This is a genomic window from Bacillus pumilus, assembly GCF_003431975.1.
GTDB lineage: Bacteria > Bacillota > Bacilli > Bacillales > Bacillaceae > Bacillus > Bacillus pumilus_N.
Genome location: NZ_CP027116.1, coordinates 533,646 through 550,493 on the forward strand (window position 1 = coordinate 533,646; position 16,848 = coordinate 550,493).

Consider the following 16,848-nt stretch of genomic DNA (forward strand, 5'->3'; position numbering starts at 1 on the left):
AACAAAAAACGAGGCGCACCTCAGGATGGGGTGTGCCTTGATGTGACTGAATGTTTTTTTCTATAGAAGTACCAGCATTGATTCAGCAACTTGATTTGGTAATGATTTTTTTCAAAAAAAGCCTTCTGCATCTGATTTTTCAGCCAGTTGGGCATCGCCCATTCCTCCTTTGATCGAAACAGTGGGTGTACCTTCAATGTATGCGAAGGGGAAATTGTCCTGTTCGAGGTTTTTATAGAAAGGAACGATCTTGATTGAACGAGAGAGAGTTACAGCAGTTGACCGAGCACATTTCCGACCAGTTCTTTGGTAAAGCATTCCGCCATCAGGCTGTTTTTAATGACCGTCTCAAAACGACAGGCGGGCGGTATTTACTTGGAACACACAATATCGAGATAAACCGCCAATACTTAGAGGAACATGGACGAGAAGAATTAATCGGAATCATTAAGCATGAGCTGTGTCATTATCACTTGCACCTTGAGGGAAAAGGCTATCAGCATCGTGACCGTTCCTTTAAAGAGTTATTAAAACAAGTAGGAGCCCCGCGATTTTGTACACCGCTCAAGACTGTACGAAATAAGCGGCGTGTACAAAAACGTCATGAATATGTCTGCACAGGATGCGGTCAGTATTTTATTAGGAAAAGACGGTTTGATACCTCTCGTTATGTGTGCGGCGTCTGCAAAGGGAAATTAAAATGGCAGCGTACCATCGATTCAGAATGAAAAGCATTCCTATATGGGGATGCTTTTTTTGTTTTCAATAAACCGATCATCGTGATATGTAGCAGATGAAGTAGACATATTGAGACAAATAGAGACGCAAGTCTCATTTTGTCTCTTTTTGCATCAGTGTGAATCGTTCAAAAACCTAAGTTTTCAAGGGTCATGATGTTGGCACGTTTTTTGCTTATAGATAAATGCAAGCAAAAAAGATAGGAGGTTTTACCATATGGAAATGGCACTCACAAAAGAAAAGGCCGTTTGGATGTATCAAAAAATGCAGGAAATTCGCCAATTTGAAGATCAAGTACACACACTTTTTACAAAAGGAATCTTGCCGGGCTTTGTCCATCTTTATGCTGGCGAAGAAGCTGTTGCTGTAGGAGTCTGCGCTCACTTGAATGAAAAAGACAGTATAACAAGTACCCACCGTGGCCACGGCCATTGTATAGCGAAAGGCTGTGATCTAAAAGGAATGATGGCAGAAATCTATGGAAAAGCCACAGGTCTTTGTAAAGGAAAAGGTGGGTCGATGCATATTGCGGATTTTGATAAAGGAATGCTCGGTGCCAACGGAATTGTTGGAGGTGGTTTCCCACTTGCGTGCGGAGCGGCTCTCACGGCTAAATATAAAAAGACAGATAATGTAAGCGTTTGCTTTTTTGGGGATGGTGCAAACAATCAAGGGACTTTTCACGAAGGAATCAATCTTGCAGCCATTTGGAAACTGCCAGTCATTTTCATTGCTGAAAACAATGGTTACGGGGAAGCGACGCCATTTTCCTATGCTTCAAGCTGCAAATCGATTGTGGATCGAGCCGCCAGTTATGGCATTCCGGGTATTCAAGTAGATGGAAAAGATGTGACAGCCGTTTACCAAGCCGCAGAACAAGCGATAGAACGAGCAAAAAATGGAGAAGGTCCGACATTGATTGAATGCATGACATACCGTAATTATGGTCATTTTGAAGGAGATGCTCAGCGATACAAAACCAATCAAGAAAAAACAGAACACCAAGAAGAGAGAGATGCTATCGCTCTTTTTAAAAATGAATTATTAAAGAAGCAGGTGCTGACGAATCACGAGATATCAAGTATTGAAGCGGCTGTAGCAGAAGCGATAGATGAAGCCGTTACATTCAGTGAAGAAAGTGAGTACCCAGATCATACTGAATTACTGACCGGTGTGTATGTTTCGTATCAATAAATCATAAAGGGGAGAGAAAAATGACAAGAGAAATCAGCATGTCTAGTGCTTTGAATGAAGCGTTAAAACTGGCAATGAGAAGAGATGAAGATGTCATTTTAATGGGGGAAGATGTTGCGGGAGGCGCTCATGTTGATCATTTACAGGATGATGAAGCATGGGGCGGAGTTCTTGGTGTAACGAAAGGAATCGTACAGGAGTTTGGACGTGAGCGTGTTCTTGACACACCGATTAGCGAAGCTGGCTATGTAGGCGCAGCCATGGCAGCTGCTTCAACAGGGCTAAGACCAATTGCGGAGCTCATGTTTAATGATTTTATCGGTACTTGTCTGGACCAAGTGCTGAACCAAGGAGCAAAATTTCGATACATGTTTGGCGGAAAAGCAGAGGTGCCGATCACGATTAGAACGACACATGGGGCGGGTTTTCGAGCAGCAGCCCAGCATTCGCAAAGCTTGTATGCACTGTTTACAAGCATCCCGGGGTTAAAAGTGGTTGTGCCTTCATCACCTTATGATGCCAAAGGGCTGCTGCTGGCGGCAATTGAGGATCAGGACCCTGTCATCTTTTTTGAAGACAAAACGCTCTACAATATGACAGGAGATGTACCAGAGAAATATTACACGCTGCCGATTGGTAAAGCAGATGTGAAGAGAGAAGGCTCAGACGTGACCATCTTTGCAGTAGGCAAACAAGTGTATACAGCACTCGAAGCGGCAGAAGAGTTAGCTGCACATGGTATTGAAGCGGAAGTGATTGATCCAAGAAGCTTGTCGCCGCTCGACGAAGAGGCCATTCTGACTTCGGTAGAAAAAACGAATCGGCTTGTCATTGTGGATGAAGCAAATCCAAGGTGCGGAATCGCCGCAGACATCTCGTCGTTGGTTGCAGATAAAGGATTCGATTTACTTGACGCGCCAATCAAAAAAGTAACGGCTCCTCATACACCGGTACCATTTTCACCACCTCTTGAAGATATATACTTGCCAACACCTGATAAGGTTGTGAACACTGTATTAGAGATGGTTGGCAAGAGTCACGACAAGATCTTGAACTAAAGAAAGGAGAGAGGAAAATGGCTGTCGAGGTTGTAATGCCTAAATTGGGTATGTCGATGAAAGAAGGAACGGTATCTGTCTGGAATAAAGATGTCGGAGAGACCGTAAATAAAGGGGAAAGGATCGCAAGCATTAACTCTGAAAAAATTGAAATGGAAATCGAATCACCTGCTGAAGGAACCATATTGGATATAAAAGTGTCTGAGGGAGAAGGTGTACCACCTGGCACGGTCATTTGCTATATCGGTGAAGGAAATGAACAGGTGGAGGAAAAGAAAGAAAAAGACGTGCAGCCAAAACCGAAGAAAGAGAGAAAGAAAATCTCCCCTGTTGCTCGTAAAATGGCAAATAGTGCAAACCTAGATATTGATACGCTGGTGGGGACAGGACCAGGTGGAAGAATTACGAAAGAGGATGTGCTTCTTGCACTTCCTAAACAGACAGAGAAAAAGCAAAATGAAACAGAGCATCAGCCTGTTAATATGATGAGGAAAACAATTGCGTCAAGGATGATGGAAAGTCTGCAAACAAGTGCACAATTAACCATTACGATGAAAGCGAACGTGACAAAACTTATATATTTACAGCATCAGATGAATGAAACAGCCATAGCACGTTACGATACAAAATTGACCATTACTGATTTTGTAGCCAAAGCAGCCATTCTTTCATTACTAGAACATCCTGCGATGAACAGTCAATATCATAACAGACATGTGGAAACCTTTGAGAATGTTCATCTTGGGATCGCTGCTGCTTTAGATAACGGATTGGCTGTACCGGTCATTCGGCATGCAGAGCGGTTAACGCTAATAGAGCTAGCCAAAAGCATTAAATTGTATGGCAAAAAAGCGCGTGAAGGAAAACTCCTCCATGATGAAATCAAAGGTTCAACCTTTACGATCACCAACCTTGGCGCCTATGGCGTAGAGTATTTCACGCCAATTTTGAATCCGCCGGAAGCGGGTATCCTTGGCATCGGCACAATGTATGAAACCCCTGTTTATCGAGAAGATGAATTGTGCAAAGGAACCATCCTGCCACTTAGTCTTACGTTTGATCACCGTGTGCTGGACGGGGCGCCTGCATCCGCATTTTTATCAACAGTCAAAGCACATTTAGAAGAACCAATCTCCATTCTTTTATAGGAAGAAGGTGAAAGTACCATGACACTGGTCATTATAGGAGGCGGACCAGCAGGTTATGTGGCGGCCATAACAGCCGCCCGTTTTGGCAGAGAGGTTGTGTTAGTTGATCAAGGTCAGCTGGGAGGGACCTGTCTCAATGAAGGGTGTATTCCCACTAAAGCACTTTTGCAAAGCGCCGATATGTATGAGCATGTGAAATCAGCTGTACATTTTGGAATTCAGCCTTCAGAACATGAGCCTATTATTCAATGGGATACTGTTCAAAAACGAAAACAGGCAGTCGTCAAGCAGCTGACTGATGGCGTTCGCTATTTAATGAATAAAAACAAAGTCAGTGTGTTGAATGGGAAGGCATCATTTCTATCGGCACATGAGCTATTGATAGAAAGTGAAGGGAACTCTGAAATCTTTCAAGCAAAACAAATCATTATTGCAACAGGGGCTGCGCCTGCTACGTTACCTTTTGCACCATTTGATGGAGAATGGATCATCCACAGTAAGGATGCCATGTCTCTTCCTTCGATACCAGATTCACTTTGTATTATTGGAGGAGGGGTAATCGGCTGTGAGTTTGCGAGCATATTTAGCAGGATGGGGACAAAGGTTGTCATGGTTGAACGGGCAGTGCACATTTTACCTGAAGAAGATCGTGATATAGCACAATGTCTTCACGAGCAACTCGAAGAAACGGGTGTAGACATTTTGACGTCAGCCGTAGTCAAACAGCTTGATTCCTCTTCAAGAAAAATAGTGGTAGAGAAAAATCAAGGAGAGCGGCGTGAAATCCAGTCTGATCATTGCTTAGTGGCAATCGGCAGAACTCCGCAGCTTGGAGAGTTGAATCTTGATCAGGTTGGTATTGAATTTGACAGAAACGGAATCTACGTGAATGAACATATGCAAACGAATCTTCCGCATATCTATGCATGTGGTGATGTGACAGGAGGCGTCCAGCTTGCTCATACTGCTTTTCATGAAGGAACGATTGCGGCATCACATGCATCAGGAGAACATGTCAAGGTCAATGAACAAGTGATTCCAAGGTGCATCTACACCTCTCCAGAAATCGCTAGTGTCGGTTTAAATGAAGAGAATGCTAGAAAACAACATGAGGAGATTCGGATAGGGACATGTGCATTTTCTGCAAATGGAAAAGCGTTAATTTTAAATCAACCAGTTGGTCAAGTAAAGGTCATTGTAGAACCGAATTATCAAGAAATATTAGGTGTATCAATCATCGGACCGAATGCAACAGAACTGATTGGACAAGCGGCGGTGATGATGCATGCAGAGTTAACTCCTGATACATTAGAGCAGTTTATTGCGGCACATCCGACACTTTCAGAGGCAATACAAGAAGCCTTGCTGCAAACAATTGGACGGGCGGTGCACTGCTGAGAGAGACTCTTTTTCTATCTGCCTGACTTAGTGGGTTAGCAACGTTAATTGAAAGCGCTTTTATAATTATCTATAATGATGGAAAAGCCCCAGAGGAGAGGATGGAATGAATCCGACACCTTGTTATTTAAATACGTGGAAACGTTTTGTTCGTGAAGGTTTGCTTGATCAGTCTCGTCTGGATAGAAGAGTAATGGAGTCGTGGCATAGATGTAAACAGGCAAATGTGAATCCGTATTTAGATAAAGGACAGTCGTTGTTAGAAAAGGAGTTAATCAGAGCCCAAAAAAAGAAGTACTCATTATTCCTCAATACCGCTCAACCTTATTTAAATAAAATCAGTCAGCAATTAAAAGAATCTGACATGATGGCCTTACTCATCGATGCAGACGGTTATGTGCTTACTCTGACAGGAAGCCAGAGGACGATGGTGGAAGCCAGAAAAATTAACTTTATGGAGGGTGCGCGCTGGACCGAAACAGATGTAGGGACAAATGCGATCGGAACGGCACTCGTCATCGGAGAAGCTGTGATGATCGATGGAACTGAGCATTTTTCTGTCGCCTCTCATCATTGGAGTTGTTCAGCCGCCCCTATTCGTGATGCAGACGGTACGATCATCGGGGTGATTGATATTTCCTGTATGGCAGATAATAGGCACCCTTTTATGCTTGGGATGGCTTCAACGGTTGCTTACGCTATAGAGAGAGACATTCAAGTCCAGCAAAAAAGAAGAGAGATGGAGCTGGTGAGTCATTGTCTCCAGCAAGTAGAAGCGAACGCACCGTTTGTTGTCTGTAATGAAAAAAAGCAAATTGTTTCTGCAAGCAGGTCGATTAGAGACCGATTTTCAGACTGGTATGGAATGGATGTCGAGCGGCTTAATGGTCATCCATTTGTTATCAGGGGAAAGCAGATGATTCAATCAGAGCAAGATGGAAAAATGCTAGGCGTGTCTCTTTCTCTTGAAGAAGAACCGAAAAGTAGCATCACCGTTTCTTTTGCTCAATTTCCCGGGGAATCTGGAACAAGTAAGGTATTTCAACAGACACTCAGTGAGATGAAGAGAGCGGCACAAACAGATGCCAATGTATATATTTGGGGTGAAACAGGTACAGGGAAAGAACTGGCCGCTAGAGCCATTCACTTAGCAAGTGATAGACATAGAGGACCGTTTATTGCTGTGAATTGCGGAGCCATTCCTGAAGCCCTGTTAGAAAGCGAATTATTTGGCTATGCTGAAGGGGCATTTACAGGGGCAAAACGTCATGGAGCTAAAGGGAAATTTGAACAAGCTCATAAAGGAACCCTTTTTCTAGATGAAATTGGCGAAATCCCCCATGCGATGCAAGTGGCGCTTCTTAGGGTGATAGAAGAAAGGAAAGTCGTACCGCTCGGCGGGACACACGAAATCCCTTTGGATATAAGAATCATTACAGCGACACACCGTAATATGAACGAACTGCTGAAGGAAGGAAACATACGAGAAGACTTGTATTACCGTCTTCACGTCTATCCAATCAACATCCCGCCACTTAGAGAAAGAAAAGAAGACATTCATGATTTATATCGTTATTACCAAAAGAAGCACCACTGGAATGCGGCATTTCCTGAATCATTTTTTCAGAAATTGCAGGCGTATCATTGGCCAGGAAACATACGAGAGCTTTTTAATCTGTTTGAACATCTAAGGGTCCTCTTTCCGAAAGGCGGATGGATTGGTGATTCGCAATATGCTTCAGTATTAGAGACGATTGATCAGAAAAAACAGAAGCTACATCCAGCAGAGCAACCCGAGACTTCAAAAGAACTCACATTCAGGGAACGCATTCAAAAGCAAACAGTGGTAGACGCACTGCATAAAACGAAAGGTCATGTGTCAGAAGCAGCGAGGTTAGCAGGAGTGCCAAGAAGTACTTTTTATAAGTGGATGCGAAAGTTTCATCTGTCCTAATCTCATGAGGATGGCTGCATCAAGGCCCTTGGTCTACGTGAAGGTCGGGGGCTTTCTGCCAAGTTAAACAAATGGCATGGAAAAAGGCTTGACTGTTATATTAGTATATGTTAAATTATAAAAGCCGTCGCAAATGAGACAGGAATGGAACGCTTAAAAATTCTTGACACATTTTTCTGGCATAGATATAATGAAACATGTCTTATTATTCCGCAGTAGCTCAGTGGTAGAGCTATCGGCTGTTAACCGATCGGTCGTAGGTTCGAGTCCTACCTGCGGAGCCATAATGGAGAAGTACTCAAGTGGCTGAAGAGGCGCCCCTGCTAAGGGTGTAGGTCGCGCAAGCGGCGCGAGGGTTCAAATCCCTCCTTCTCCGCCATTATTTTATGGCCCGTTGGTCAAGCGGTTAAGACACCGCCCTTTCACGGCGGTAACACGGGTTCGAATCCCGTACGGGTCATGTTTTGTTTTTTAATTCGTTGGGCTATAGCCAAGCGGTAAGGCAACGGACTTTGACTCCGTCATGCGTTGGTTCGAATCCAGCTAGCCCAGCCATTTTATATATATGTTTTTCTGCATAGCAGATGAGCCATTAGCTCAGTCGGTAGAGCATCTGACTTTTAATCAGAGGGTCGAAGGTTCGAGTCCTTCATGGCTCACCATTGTCACGCGGGTGTGGCGGAATTGGCAGACGCGCTAGACTTAGGATCTAGTGTCTTTATGACGTGGGGGTTCAAGTCCCTTCACCCGCATTGTTTTTTTCAAACAGTGCACTTATCAATAGATGAGCACATCATACACGCGGTCGTGGCGGAATGGCAGACGCGCTAGGTTGAGGGCCTAGTGGGTGAATAACCCGTGGAGGTTCAAGTCCTCTCGGCCGCATCAATGATACCAAGGGTTTAACCACCTTTGGTATTATTTTTATGTGTGGAAAATGAAACCTTAATTCTATTGGTTTATCTCCAAGCTTTACGTAACAGAAAAAGACATAACGAATCTAAAAATAGAATACGTTCCTTTATTAAGAAATTAAATATAACAAGCATTGAAGAAAACCAAAGGTTGTAGACCTTTGGTTTTCTTGTTTTTCAAATAATTGAAATGTAATGGTTTATTGCGCACCCACTTACTGTATTAATTAAGCTATTTTGTTGAGAGATAATTATTTATTAATTGTTGCGATATATATTTTAAAAAAGAGCTGTTAAGCATCCAGTTTTAATCTATGGTTACTAAGTTTATAGATGAATGTATGCTAATTATAACCTCATCAAAATACATTAAAAGCCTATGGAGAAATGTATCTTAAAAACTGAATACAGAAATGGACGTATGTGCTATAATATGAAATAAAATAAGGATTATATGGTTCATTTTGGTGATATGGGTTCTTGTGATAATATTTTAATCTTGGCTGGGGTGACCATACTAAAAATAAAAAACAAAATGTAGTTTGCTAAATAGAGCATAACATTAGTAAATAAGGAAAGTGTTAAGGTGGTGTAATAAGAATGGGGAATAAGAAAAACGTTTTTAATATAATTAATCTAATTTTTCTAGTGATCATTTTGTTTGTAATGGTTTTAATTCTTTTTGAATTGATTAATTTAAATAATAATCTAGAAGAATATATATTAAAATTTGATGGTTTAAGTAATTTTATAAAAAATAAATAATGAGGTGCCTCCTTTGAGCAGACATAATTTTTCGTTTTTTGCATTATTAACAATTTGCGGTATATTATTTTTCGGAAATTCAGCTTTAGCGCAGTCTGAAAATAATGTTAAAATCGTTAACGACAACGGAATTAGTATAAGTGAAAGAGAATATAAAAACTTATTGTCACAGGGTTTTGAAGATCTTGACATTCAGATTATGGATATTGACACTTTTCGTATGAATAAAGATGTTCAAGCTGAAGATACTAGTGAAACCATTAAATACATAAAAACTTATGAAGTTGATCATAATTTAAAACCTAATAATTCTTTATCTGATAAAAAAATTAAAACTCAAGTAAATGAAGAAATAACAAAAGAACAGATGGATAAAGAAATTGAAAAATTGGAGAAAAAAAAGACTACAGGAATGGTCTCAACTTTTGGTACAGAAACAGGAAACGATTCTACAAGTTATAAAAAAATGAAAGTAGTTATTTCTAAATTAAAGACTGGACGGTATAGAGCTAAAACAACCTTAGAGTGGAAGAAGATACCTAAAACTAGAAAGATGGATGTCATAGGCGCATCAGTTAGATATCCATCATATTGGAATGTAGATCACACTAAAAGGGGAGGAACACAGTATTATAAAGCAGATGCCAATGACTCCTATGGAAATTGGTATCCAAATTATTATTCTGAAACAATTAAATATTCAGCTAAAAGTGGAAACTGGGTAAATTCATCGTTCAGTGGTGGTGCTTTAGTACAGAATTTAAAAGATGATTTCAAATATGGCGGAAAGTATTGCTATCTAGTTAATTTGAGACAAAGCGCTTGGTTTGATTTTACTTTGGCAAAGAAAAATTATCCTAGTAAAACAGTGAACATTATGGGTGCATATAGTCATCAAACTACCAACAGTCCCATATCAATTAACGGTTTTACACTAACTTATGGAGCTCCTAGTATTGACTTTACATTAGGTAATAAGGAAGCCAGTTATGATTCTGAATTAACTGCTGTAGCATATATAAAAAAATAAATGACATGTGACAGGTTTTTGTATTTGACTAAAAGCAGACTCTTATGAGACTGCTTTTCTATTTATTCTGGTAAAATAGAAAAGTTTCTTTTTGTAGGTATCGATGAAATTTTGCTTATAATCAACAATGTCAATTATATTTGGATGCACATAAATAAAATAACTACCACCTTCTCTTAATTTGATATCTTGATACATTTCTTCTTGGAAAATTAATTATTGTATCGTTTTCTTTATAAAAAATTGTTTTAAGATCATTTCTTAATTTTAATATACTTCGCCGACTTTGTTTTCTCAATCACTGCAATCATGTATCGAATACTTGTAATAAACGTAGCATTCATTTTCTCAGATTGACCTAGTATCTTATTGTTCAACTCTGGCCGTTCTTTAGTATCTGTGCTCTTTTAAATCCTAAATTGCAATAATTTCCGATTCATGTTACAATAAGAATAATTATTTTTGTTCGGCGTAAAGGATAGCATGAAGAAAGACTTTTCGTCTTGAGGATACTTTGGGCAAGGATAGTATAATACATTGTGTGATAACGCACTAGGAGGCAACAAACATGGAACAAGGTACAGTAAAATGGTTTAACGCAGAAAAAGGTTTTGGATTTATCGAACGTGAAGAAGGCGACGATGTATTCGTACATTTCTCAGCTATCCAAGGTGACGGATTCAAATCTTTAGACGAAGGTCAAAAAGTAACTTTTGACGTAGAGCAAGGTTCTCGTGGAGCTCAAGCTGCTAACGTTCAAAAAACTGCTTAATCTTCATCCTTTTTAAAACAGGTTCTCTGTAGAGAGCCTGTTTTTTTACGCTTTCATTTATTTGTTCAATAAAAAACCCTACTCAGCGTACAAGTAGGGAGATGTTACAAGGTAATCGTAAAAAAGTTCATGCTTCAAAGGTTTATCAACAGTATAGCATATTGGATTTACAATATGCGGAATTTGCCTAAATAAATTCTTTTTTTCTTTCATCAATTGAAGGTGGAAATGTTCTTAAAGAACTTATATTCAAAAATGGGTAGAATGCACAAAAAAAGTGGAAGGGTTCTTAACAGAAACTTTTGATTTGTTTTTCTGTAATCCCTTTGATGACCTCTAATTCACTAAGCAAAAATTCATGGGCATCATCTAGCATTTTCTTTTCACTTGCATTGAGTGCTTTCTCTTTCTTCATACGCATCAGGTCACGTACCACTTCAGCACCGTCTTGGATGTTACCCGTTTTTATTTTGTTTGTGTTAATTGTATGCCGTTCTTTCCATGTCAGTATTTGCTCTGATTTGCCATGCTGGAAAATGTGTATGACATTCTTTAATGCCAATATATCTGTAACAGGTCTAATACGTGAACCCGACATTTTCCGTGTTGGAATCATCACTTTCATATGACTAATTGACATATTAATCACATAATACTGTTGTTTTTCATCAGAAAACTCTTTTTCTTCTATGGCTTCAATTATACCTGCTCCGTGCATTGGATAAACAATGTTATCACCAATTTGAAACATATCATTCACCTCCATATATTGTATCTACTTTAAGGGTACCACACTTAGACGTAAAATAATCAAATTTTTAATAATAACATGTTTATTTATTTATTGTCAATAAATTTAGTTCTAAAAAAGAGCGATTTTTTTGAAGAAATTTTGGATGTGATGATCCATGATTTTTTGAACATGCCTTCAAGTATCCTCGCTATAAGAAAAACAAAATATCCACCATTAAAAAAGACCAGCCATTGGGCTAGTCTTTCCAAATAGAATCCAATCATAATGTCGAAATATCAATTACAAACCGGTAGCGCACATCGCTTTTCAGCACACGTTCATAAGCTTCATCAACTTGACTTGCGTTGATGACTTCAATTTGTGGTGCTATGTCGTGAGCAGCTGCGAAATCGAGCATTTCTTGTGTTTCTTGGATGCCGCCAACGAGTGAACCGGCAATGCTGCGGCGGCCAGTAATCAATGAAAAGACGTGGAATTGATCGGGTTTAGGTGGTGCACCGACGTTTACCAAAGTTCCATCCACACGAAGTAGGGATAAATAGGCGTCTACGTTGATATTGGCAGAGACCGTATTGAGAATCAGATCATACTGACCGGCTAGTGTTTGAAACGTATCAGGATCACTTGTCGCAAAATAGTCTTTTGCACCAAATGACAGTGCTTCTTCCTTTTTATTTAAAGAGCGGCTCAATACTGTAACCTCAGCGCCAAGAGCACGTGCGAATTGAATCGCCACGTGGCCGAGTCCGCCCATTCCGACGATGGCGACTTTTTTACCAGGCCCTGCCTTCCAGTGCTTTAACGGTGAATAAGTAGTGATGCCAGCGCAGAGAAGAGGACTTGCGGCGTCAAGGGATAGCTGTTCTGGAATGCTGACAACAAATCGCTCAGTCACGACAATCTTCTGACTGTAGCCGCCGTAAGTCGGTTCCCCGTCATAATCAAGGTTATTATAGGTTTGAACGACTCCTTTTTTGCAATATTGCTCGTCTCCATTTTGGCAATAATCACAGGTGCCGCAGGAATCAACAAAACAGCCAACGCCTACACGGTCTCCGATCTGAAATTTTGTCACATCATCACCTACAGCGGCAACAATTCCAGTAATCTCATGACCCGGGACCATTGGGAAAATACCTCCGCCCCATTCATCAAAAGCACTGTGGATATCTGAATGACAGATTCCGCTAAATTGAATATCAATTAAAAGATCATGTGGACGTAGCGCTCTTCGTTCAATGGTTGTCCGTTCAAAGTTCGCTTTTGCATGCGAAACACTTAAAACGTTTGATTGGTGCGTCTGACACATACTTGATCATCCTTTCAAAAATAAATTCGATTCTTTCCTCTATACTGTACGTCTTAAAGTGAACTCTAAGTCAACAGAGAACTGTCTGTTATCATGAATACAGGCTTTTGTATCATCCCTGAAGATAGAATTGAGTCAAAAGCATCTTGCGTTCTCTTTCAAATTGGAGATGATGAGAAGAAGGAATTTCATAAGGTGAGAGCAAAAGAGAAGGGTGAAAACAATGAAAATAGCACAAGCCGCCAAGCAGCTCGATTTATCCACTGCTACGCTCAGATACTACGAGAATATTGGGTTAATTCGACCGATTCGGCGTGATGAAAACGGAGTTCGTGATTATGCTGACGAGGATATTCAGTGGATTGAATTTATCAAATGTATGAGAAACGCCGGTCTCTCAATTGATGCACTTCGAGAATATACGGCCCTGTTTATCGAGGGCGAGGATCATACGCTGTCCTCTCGGAAAAGTATTTTGGTTAATGAGAGAGAAAGACTTGTGGAAAAACAAAAAGAAATTGAAGAGACGATTAAGCGGTTAGATTATAAGATAGAAAGTTATGAAGATATTATCCACAGCTATGAACAAAAGCTGGTTCATCAACTAAAAACCAGCTCTATTTAAATGAAAAAAAACCTGTGACGCGTCACAGGTTTTGTGATGTGGTTATCTTTTTGTGTAACGCACCCAGTTATAATGTGCGTAGAGCGGTGTAACACCGTTGTAAGAGCCAAGCCATTCATCGACACCTGCACCATTCCACAGGTTCATCATAATTTTCCCTGGTGTTTGAGGAATTTGAGTAGTGGCCGTATGTTTTAATTGTCCGTCCACATACCATTTAATAGAGTTAGGCTGCCAGTCAAATGCATATGTGTGATAAGAGTTTGCTGCATCAAAGCCAAGGTTGATGATCTTTTCATGATTTCCTACACCATTGGTATAGTAGTTAAACTGCACCTTTGTCGTATCTTTCCCGAGGAATTCGATATCAATTTCATCCCAAGGCGTACCATCAGTCGGTCCCGTATAAGTGAAAAACGAAGAGACGATCCCTATATTTTTGGCTGGTTTCATGTTGACTTCATACAGCCCGTATCCATAAGTTTGAGTGGAACGGTTTTCTCCGCAGTCAAACTTATTATAGGAGGGACTAGTGAGCGATAAACGCATTTCTCCAAATGACGTCATGGAGACATTGTTTGCACGCCACGTACAGTTAAACATGTTTCCATTCGAGTACCCATCGGCTTTTTGCCATAACCCCGTATTATAGTAGTTAAACGGTTCATAAAACGACCCGCCCGTTTGTGCCGAGGCACCTGCAGCAAATGTGGACAAACTCAAGAATAATCCAGTGACAAGCAGCATCAACATTCGTTTTACACGGTAAGACATGTAGGCATTCCCCTTTCCTTTTTGAAAGCGTTTTCTTTATTGATCATACATGATTCTCTCAAATTGGAAAATCGGTCTAATATATGATATTAAAGAGGATTTTTTGCTAGATTCTTCTCTTGTTTCATAGGAAGTTACGAAAGAAAATCATCTTTTTCAAGCTATTTACTAAAGAATGATTGACAAAGCGGACAGTTGTCCGTAAGATAATACCGGGACAATTGTCCTAATGAAAACAAAAGAGTTTTGATTTACACATAGAGATACGTGCAATGTGGATGAAGGTAAAGAAGGTGGAGCATGATGGAAAAGGATATTGGGAAGGAAATTGAAGAGGTCGCTTTTTCTTTGTTTCAGGAATTTGGCGTGGAAAATGTCAGCATGCATAAAATTGCGAAAACAGCTGGTGTTGGGCAGGGTACTCTTTACCGCCGTTATGCCAATAAAAGTGATTTGTGCCTTTCTATCCTTGGAGAAAGATTTGAACAACTGATCCCTGCTTTGCATCTTTACTTGAGTAAAATCAGTGATCAGCCGGTACGTGAGCGTTTACGCTATGTTCTTGAAGAAATTCATCTCATCGTCGGTCATCATTTAGATTGGATTCGGATGCTCACAATCTCTGGGAATTTAGAGCAGACGAGTAAAGTATATGATTGTCATTACAGTCAATCGCTTAAACAAATCATTCGTGATTTGCTGGAGGAAGCAGAAGAAAAAGGGGAAGCAAACATACAGGATATTGAATTGACGACGTTATGTATGTGCTCTCCGATGACACCTGAACTGATGTTTTATATCCATGAATCTGGTTATTCAATTGAAAAAATCGCTCAATTTGCTGCAGAAAAACAAATTTTATCTGTGTTTTAATAGACAATGGAGTGGCTCATTTCTGACTAGCCCGACTTCCTATGATTGATCAAAATTGAAAAAGAAAAGGAGCCGATTACTATATGAACAAACAGCAAACAGCAGCTTCTGATATTCGAACGCTGCCTATTATTATCTCATTTATCACAGCTGGTTTTATTGGTCTGTTCAGTGAAACAGCACTTAATATGGCGCTGAGAAGCTTAACGTTAGACTTTGGAATTGAAGCGACGACTGCTCAGTGGCTGACAACAGGCTATTTATTAACACTTGGTATTCTCGTACCGATTTCAGGACTCATTCTGCAATGGTTTACAACAAGACAGCTTTTTATTACGTCGCTCGTCTTTTCAATCATTGGAACTTTTATCGCAGCGGTTGCGCCAGTCTTTAGTATTTTAATGGTGGCACGTGTTGTGCAGGCAGTCGGAACAGCACTGCTTCTTCCATTGATGTTTAATACGATTTTGGTGATTATTCCGCCTCATAAACGAGGCAGATCTATGGGGATTATTGGTCTTGTGATCATGTTTGCACCGGCCGTTGGCCCAACAGTCTCTGGTCTTATTTTAAAATCTCTGAGCTGGCATTGGATTTTCTGGATTTCACTTCCGTTATTAATTGCTGCACTCGTATTTGGTTTTATTTTTATGCAAAATATTACGGAACCAACAAGACCGAAAATCGACATCTTATCGATTGTGCTTTCAACCATTGGTTTCGGAGGGATTGTGTATGGCTTTAGCAGTGCCGGTGAAGGCGGCGGCTGGAGCAGTATGCATGTCATCGTTGCAATTGTAGTAGGTGTCATTGGAATTCTTGTATTCACTCTCAGACAGTTGAATATGAAGGAACCAATGCTGAACTTAAGCCCGTTTAAATATCCGATGTTTGTCATTGGATTACTGCTGATCTTAGTATGTATGATGGTGATGCTGTCTGCTATGATGATTTTGCCATTGTATCTGCAAACATCTTTGGCACTATCTACATTTACTGCAGGTTTAATGCTATTGCCAGGTGGAGTTATCAACGGATTGCTATCTCCAATTATGGGTGGACTATTTGATAAGTTTGGACCAAAATGGCTTGTGATCCCAGGTCTTGCCATCGTAGCAGCGACGATGTTTGGCTTCACGAATTTAAGTGTAAATACGTCGATAGGATTCATTGTGACCCTTCATATTACATTAATGATCGGAATCGCGATGATCATGATGCCTGCTCAAACAAATGGCTTAAATCAGCTGCCGCCAGAGCTATATCCGCATGGTACAGCGATTATGAATACATTGCAGCAAGTGTCAGGAGCCATTGGTACAGCGGTTGGAATCTCCATCCTTTCATCAGGAGCTCGAAGCTTTATGGAAAATGTGGCTGATCCCGCAAATCCAGTAAACCAGCTGCTCGCCTTTACAAATGGCGTTCAGCATGCATTTATTTTTGCTGTGATCATGACCGTCGTTGGTTTGATCATCGCTTTCTTCATTAAACGAGTGAAGGTAGAACAGCAAGCTTCATAAAATGGATGAAAAGCACTGA

Annotated in this window: 15 protein-coding genes and 7 tRNA genes; 18 read left to right on the forward strand and 4 right to left on the reverse strand. The window is 40.4% G+C overall.

Annotation, left to right across the window (positions count from 1 at the left end; genetic code table 11):
- Nucleotides 1-20: 20 nt before the first annotated feature.
- On the reverse strand, nucleotides 21-155 hold the full coding sequence (cmpA, locus tag C5695_RS02570) for a cortex morphogenetic protein CmpA (protein WP_095286213.1): 135 nt from the start codon (nucleotides 153-155) through the stop codon (nucleotides 21-23).
- A gap of 99 nt (nucleotides 156-254) precedes the next feature.
- Between cmpA and C5695_RS02575 the strand changes: the two genes are divergently transcribed.
- The 15 genes from C5695_RS02575 to C5695_RS02645 all read left to right on the forward strand — a co-directional run bounded on the left by C5695_RS02575 (nucleotide 255) and on the right by C5695_RS02645 (nucleotide 10,971).
- On the forward strand, nucleotides 255-728 hold the full coding sequence (locus C5695_RS02575; RefSeq protein ID WP_117728904.1) for a SprT family protein: 474 nt from the start codon (nucleotides 255-257) through the stop codon (nucleotides 726-728).
- A 226-nt stretch (nucleotides 729-954) separates the two neighbouring features.
- Entirely contained in the window at nucleotides 955-1,932 is a 978-nt protein-coding gene (locus tag C5695_RS02580; protein ID WP_117728907.1) for a thiamine pyrophosphate-dependent dehydrogenase E1 component subunit alpha, read from the forward strand.
- Nucleotides 1,933-1,952: 20 nt separating this feature from the next.
- Nucleotides 1,953-2,990 carry an alpha-ketoacid dehydrogenase subunit beta gene (locus C5695_RS02585; protein ID WP_117728909.1) on the forward strand — a complete coding sequence of 346 codons (1,038 nt, stop codon included), beginning with the start codon at nucleotides 1,953-1,955 and terminating at the stop codon, nucleotides 2,988-2,990.
- A gap of 17 nt (nucleotides 2,991-3,007) precedes the next feature.
- Complete coding sequence (locus tag C5695_RS02590) at nucleotides 3,008-4,138, forward strand: dihydrolipoamide acetyltransferase family protein (protein ID WP_117728911.1); 1,131 nt, start codon at nucleotides 3,008-3,010, stop codon at nucleotides 4,136-4,138.
- An 18-nt stretch (nucleotides 4,139-4,156) separates the two neighbouring features.
- Nucleotides 4,157-5,536 carry a dihydrolipoyl dehydrogenase gene (gene lpdA, locus C5695_RS02595; RefSeq protein ID WP_117728913.1) on the forward strand — a complete coding sequence of 460 codons (1,380 nt, stop codon included), beginning with the start codon at nucleotides 4,157-4,159 and terminating at the stop codon, nucleotides 5,534-5,536.
- A 106-nt stretch (nucleotides 5,537-5,642) separates the two neighbouring features.
- Nucleotides 5,643-7,490, forward strand: a complete 1,848-nt coding sequence (locus tag C5695_RS02600) for a sigma-54-dependent Fis family transcriptional regulator (RefSeq protein ID WP_117728916.1) — start codon at nucleotides 5,643-5,645, stop codon at nucleotides 7,488-7,490.
- Nucleotides 7,491-7,699: 209 nt separating this feature from the next.
- Nucleotides 7,700-7,774 (forward strand) — tRNA-Asn (locus C5695_RS02605).
- A gap of 4 nt (nucleotides 7,775-7,778) precedes the next feature.
- Nucleotides 7,779-7,869, forward strand: a tRNA-Ser gene (locus tag C5695_RS02610).
- A 9-nt stretch (nucleotides 7,870-7,878) separates the two neighbouring features.
- Nucleotides 7,879-7,950, forward strand: a tRNA-Glu gene (locus C5695_RS02615).
- A 20-nt stretch (nucleotides 7,951-7,970) separates the two neighbouring features.
- Nucleotides 7,971-8,045, forward strand: a tRNA-Gln gene (locus C5695_RS02620).
- A gap of 31 nt (nucleotides 8,046-8,076) precedes the next feature.
- Nucleotides 8,077-8,152, forward strand: a tRNA-Lys gene (locus C5695_RS02625).
- Between the two features lie 7 nt (nucleotides 8,153-8,159).
- Nucleotides 8,160-8,242: transfer RNA gene (locus C5695_RS02630), tRNA-Leu, on the forward strand.
- A gap of 49 nt (nucleotides 8,243-8,291) precedes the next feature.
- Nucleotides 8,292-8,375 (forward strand) — tRNA-Leu (locus C5695_RS02635).
- Between the two features lie 807 nt (nucleotides 8,376-9,182).
- Nucleotides 9,183-10,199 (forward strand): hypothetical protein, encoded by a 1,017-nt coding sequence (locus C5695_RS02640; RefSeq protein WP_117728918.1) that lies wholly within the window; start codon nucleotides 9,183-9,185, stop codon nucleotides 10,197-10,199.
- 568 nt (nucleotides 10,200-10,767) lie between these two features.
- Nucleotides 10,768-10,971, forward strand: a complete 204-nt coding sequence (locus tag C5695_RS02645) for a cold-shock protein (protein WP_003214229.1) — start codon at nucleotides 10,768-10,770, stop codon at nucleotides 10,969-10,971.
- 289 nt (nucleotides 10,972-11,260) lie between these two features.
- Here C5695_RS02645 and C5695_RS02650 read toward each other — a convergent pair whose 3' ends face one another.
- Entirely contained in the window at nucleotides 11,261-11,722 is a 462-nt protein-coding gene (locus C5695_RS02650; RefSeq protein ID WP_117728920.1) for a CarD family transcriptional regulator, read from the reverse strand.
- A gap of 262 nt (nucleotides 11,723-11,984) precedes the next feature.
- Nucleotides 11,985-13,034 carry an NAD(P)-dependent alcohol dehydrogenase gene (locus C5695_RS02655; RefSeq protein ID WP_117728922.1) on the reverse strand — a complete coding sequence of 350 codons (1,050 nt, stop codon included), beginning with the start codon at nucleotides 13,032-13,034 and terminating at the stop codon, nucleotides 11,985-11,987.
- A gap of 223 nt (nucleotides 13,035-13,257) precedes the next feature.
- Here C5695_RS02655 and C5695_RS02660 point away from each other — a divergent pair, with 223 nt between their 5' ends.
- On the forward strand, nucleotides 13,258-13,659 hold the full coding sequence (locus C5695_RS02660; RefSeq protein WP_117728924.1) for a MerR family transcriptional regulator: 402 nt from the start codon (nucleotides 13,258-13,260) through the stop codon (nucleotides 13,657-13,659).
- A 42-nt stretch (nucleotides 13,660-13,701) separates the two neighbouring features.
- Here C5695_RS02660 and bglS read toward each other — a convergent pair whose 3' ends face one another.
- Nucleotides 13,702-14,433, reverse strand: a complete 732-nt coding sequence (bglS, locus tag C5695_RS02665) for a beta-glucanase (RefSeq protein ID WP_117728926.1) — start codon at nucleotides 14,431-14,433, stop codon at nucleotides 13,702-13,704.
- Nucleotides 14,434-14,736: 303 nt separating this feature from the next.
- Here bglS and C5695_RS02670 point away from each other — a divergent pair, with 303 nt between their 5' ends.
- On the forward strand, nucleotides 14,737-15,306 hold the full coding sequence (locus tag C5695_RS02670) for a TetR/AcrR family transcriptional regulator (protein WP_117728928.1): 570 nt from the start codon (nucleotides 14,737-14,739) through the stop codon (nucleotides 15,304-15,306).
- Nucleotides 15,307-15,389: 83 nt separating this feature from the next.
- Nucleotides 15,390-16,829 carry a DHA2 family efflux MFS transporter permease subunit gene (locus tag C5695_RS02675; protein ID WP_117728930.1) on the forward strand — a complete coding sequence of 480 codons (1,440 nt, stop codon included), beginning with the start codon at nucleotides 15,390-15,392 and terminating at the stop codon, nucleotides 16,827-16,829.
- Nucleotides 16,830-16,848: the final 19 nt, after the last annotated feature.

What these genes read in the sequence shown, in the direction of transcription:
- C5695_RS02670 (WP_117728928.1), top strand. Translation starts at nt 14,737, where the DNA reads ATGGAAAAGGATATTGGGAAGGAAATTGAAGAGGTCGCTTTTTCTTTG.
- C5695_RS02645 (WP_003214229.1), top strand. Translation starts at nt 10,768, where the DNA reads ATGGAACAAGGTACAGTAAAATGGTTTAACGCAGAAAAAGGTTTTGGA.
- C5695_RS02675 (WP_117728930.1), top strand. Translation starts at nt 15,390, where the DNA reads ATGAACAAACAGCAAACAGCAGCTTCTGATATTCGAACGCTGCCTATT.
- C5695_RS02660 (WP_117728924.1), top strand. Translation starts at nt 13,258, where the DNA reads ATGAAAATAGCACAAGCCGCCAAGCAGCTCGATTTATCCACTGCTACG.
- C5695_RS02585 (WP_117728909.1), top strand. Translation starts at nt 1,953, where the DNA reads ATGACAAGAGAAATCAGCATGTCTAGTGCTTTGAATGAAGCGTTAAAA.
- cmpA (WP_095286213.1), bottom strand. Translation starts at nt 155, where the DNA reads ATGCCCAACTGGCTGAAAAATCAGATGCAGAAGGCTTTTTTTGAAAAA.
- C5695_RS02650 (WP_117728920.1), bottom strand. Translation starts at nt 11,722, where the DNA reads ATGTTTCAAATTGGTGATAACATTGTTTATCCAATGCACGGAGCAGGT.
- bglS (WP_117728926.1), bottom strand. Translation starts at nt 14,433, where the DNA reads ATGTCTTACCGTGTAAAACGAATGTTGATGCTGCTTGTCACTGGATTA.
- lpdA (WP_117728913.1), top strand. Translation starts at nt 4,157, where the DNA reads ATGACACTGGTCATTATAGGAGGCGGACCAGCAGGTTATGTGGCGGCC.
- C5695_RS02655 (WP_117728922.1), bottom strand. Translation starts at nt 13,034, where the DNA reads ATGTGTCAGACGCACCAATCAAACGTTTTAAGTGTTTCGCATGCAAAA.
- C5695_RS02580 (WP_117728907.1), top strand. Translation starts at nt 955, where the DNA reads ATGGAAATGGCACTCACAAAAGAAAAGGCCGTTTGGATGTATCAAAAA.
- C5695_RS02590 (WP_117728911.1), top strand. Translation starts at nt 3,008, where the DNA reads ATGGCTGTCGAGGTTGTAATGCCTAAATTGGGTATGTCGATGAAAGAA.
- C5695_RS02600 (WP_117728916.1), top strand. Translation starts at nt 5,643, where the DNA reads ATGAATCCGACACCTTGTTATTTAAATACGTGGAAACGTTTTGTTCGT.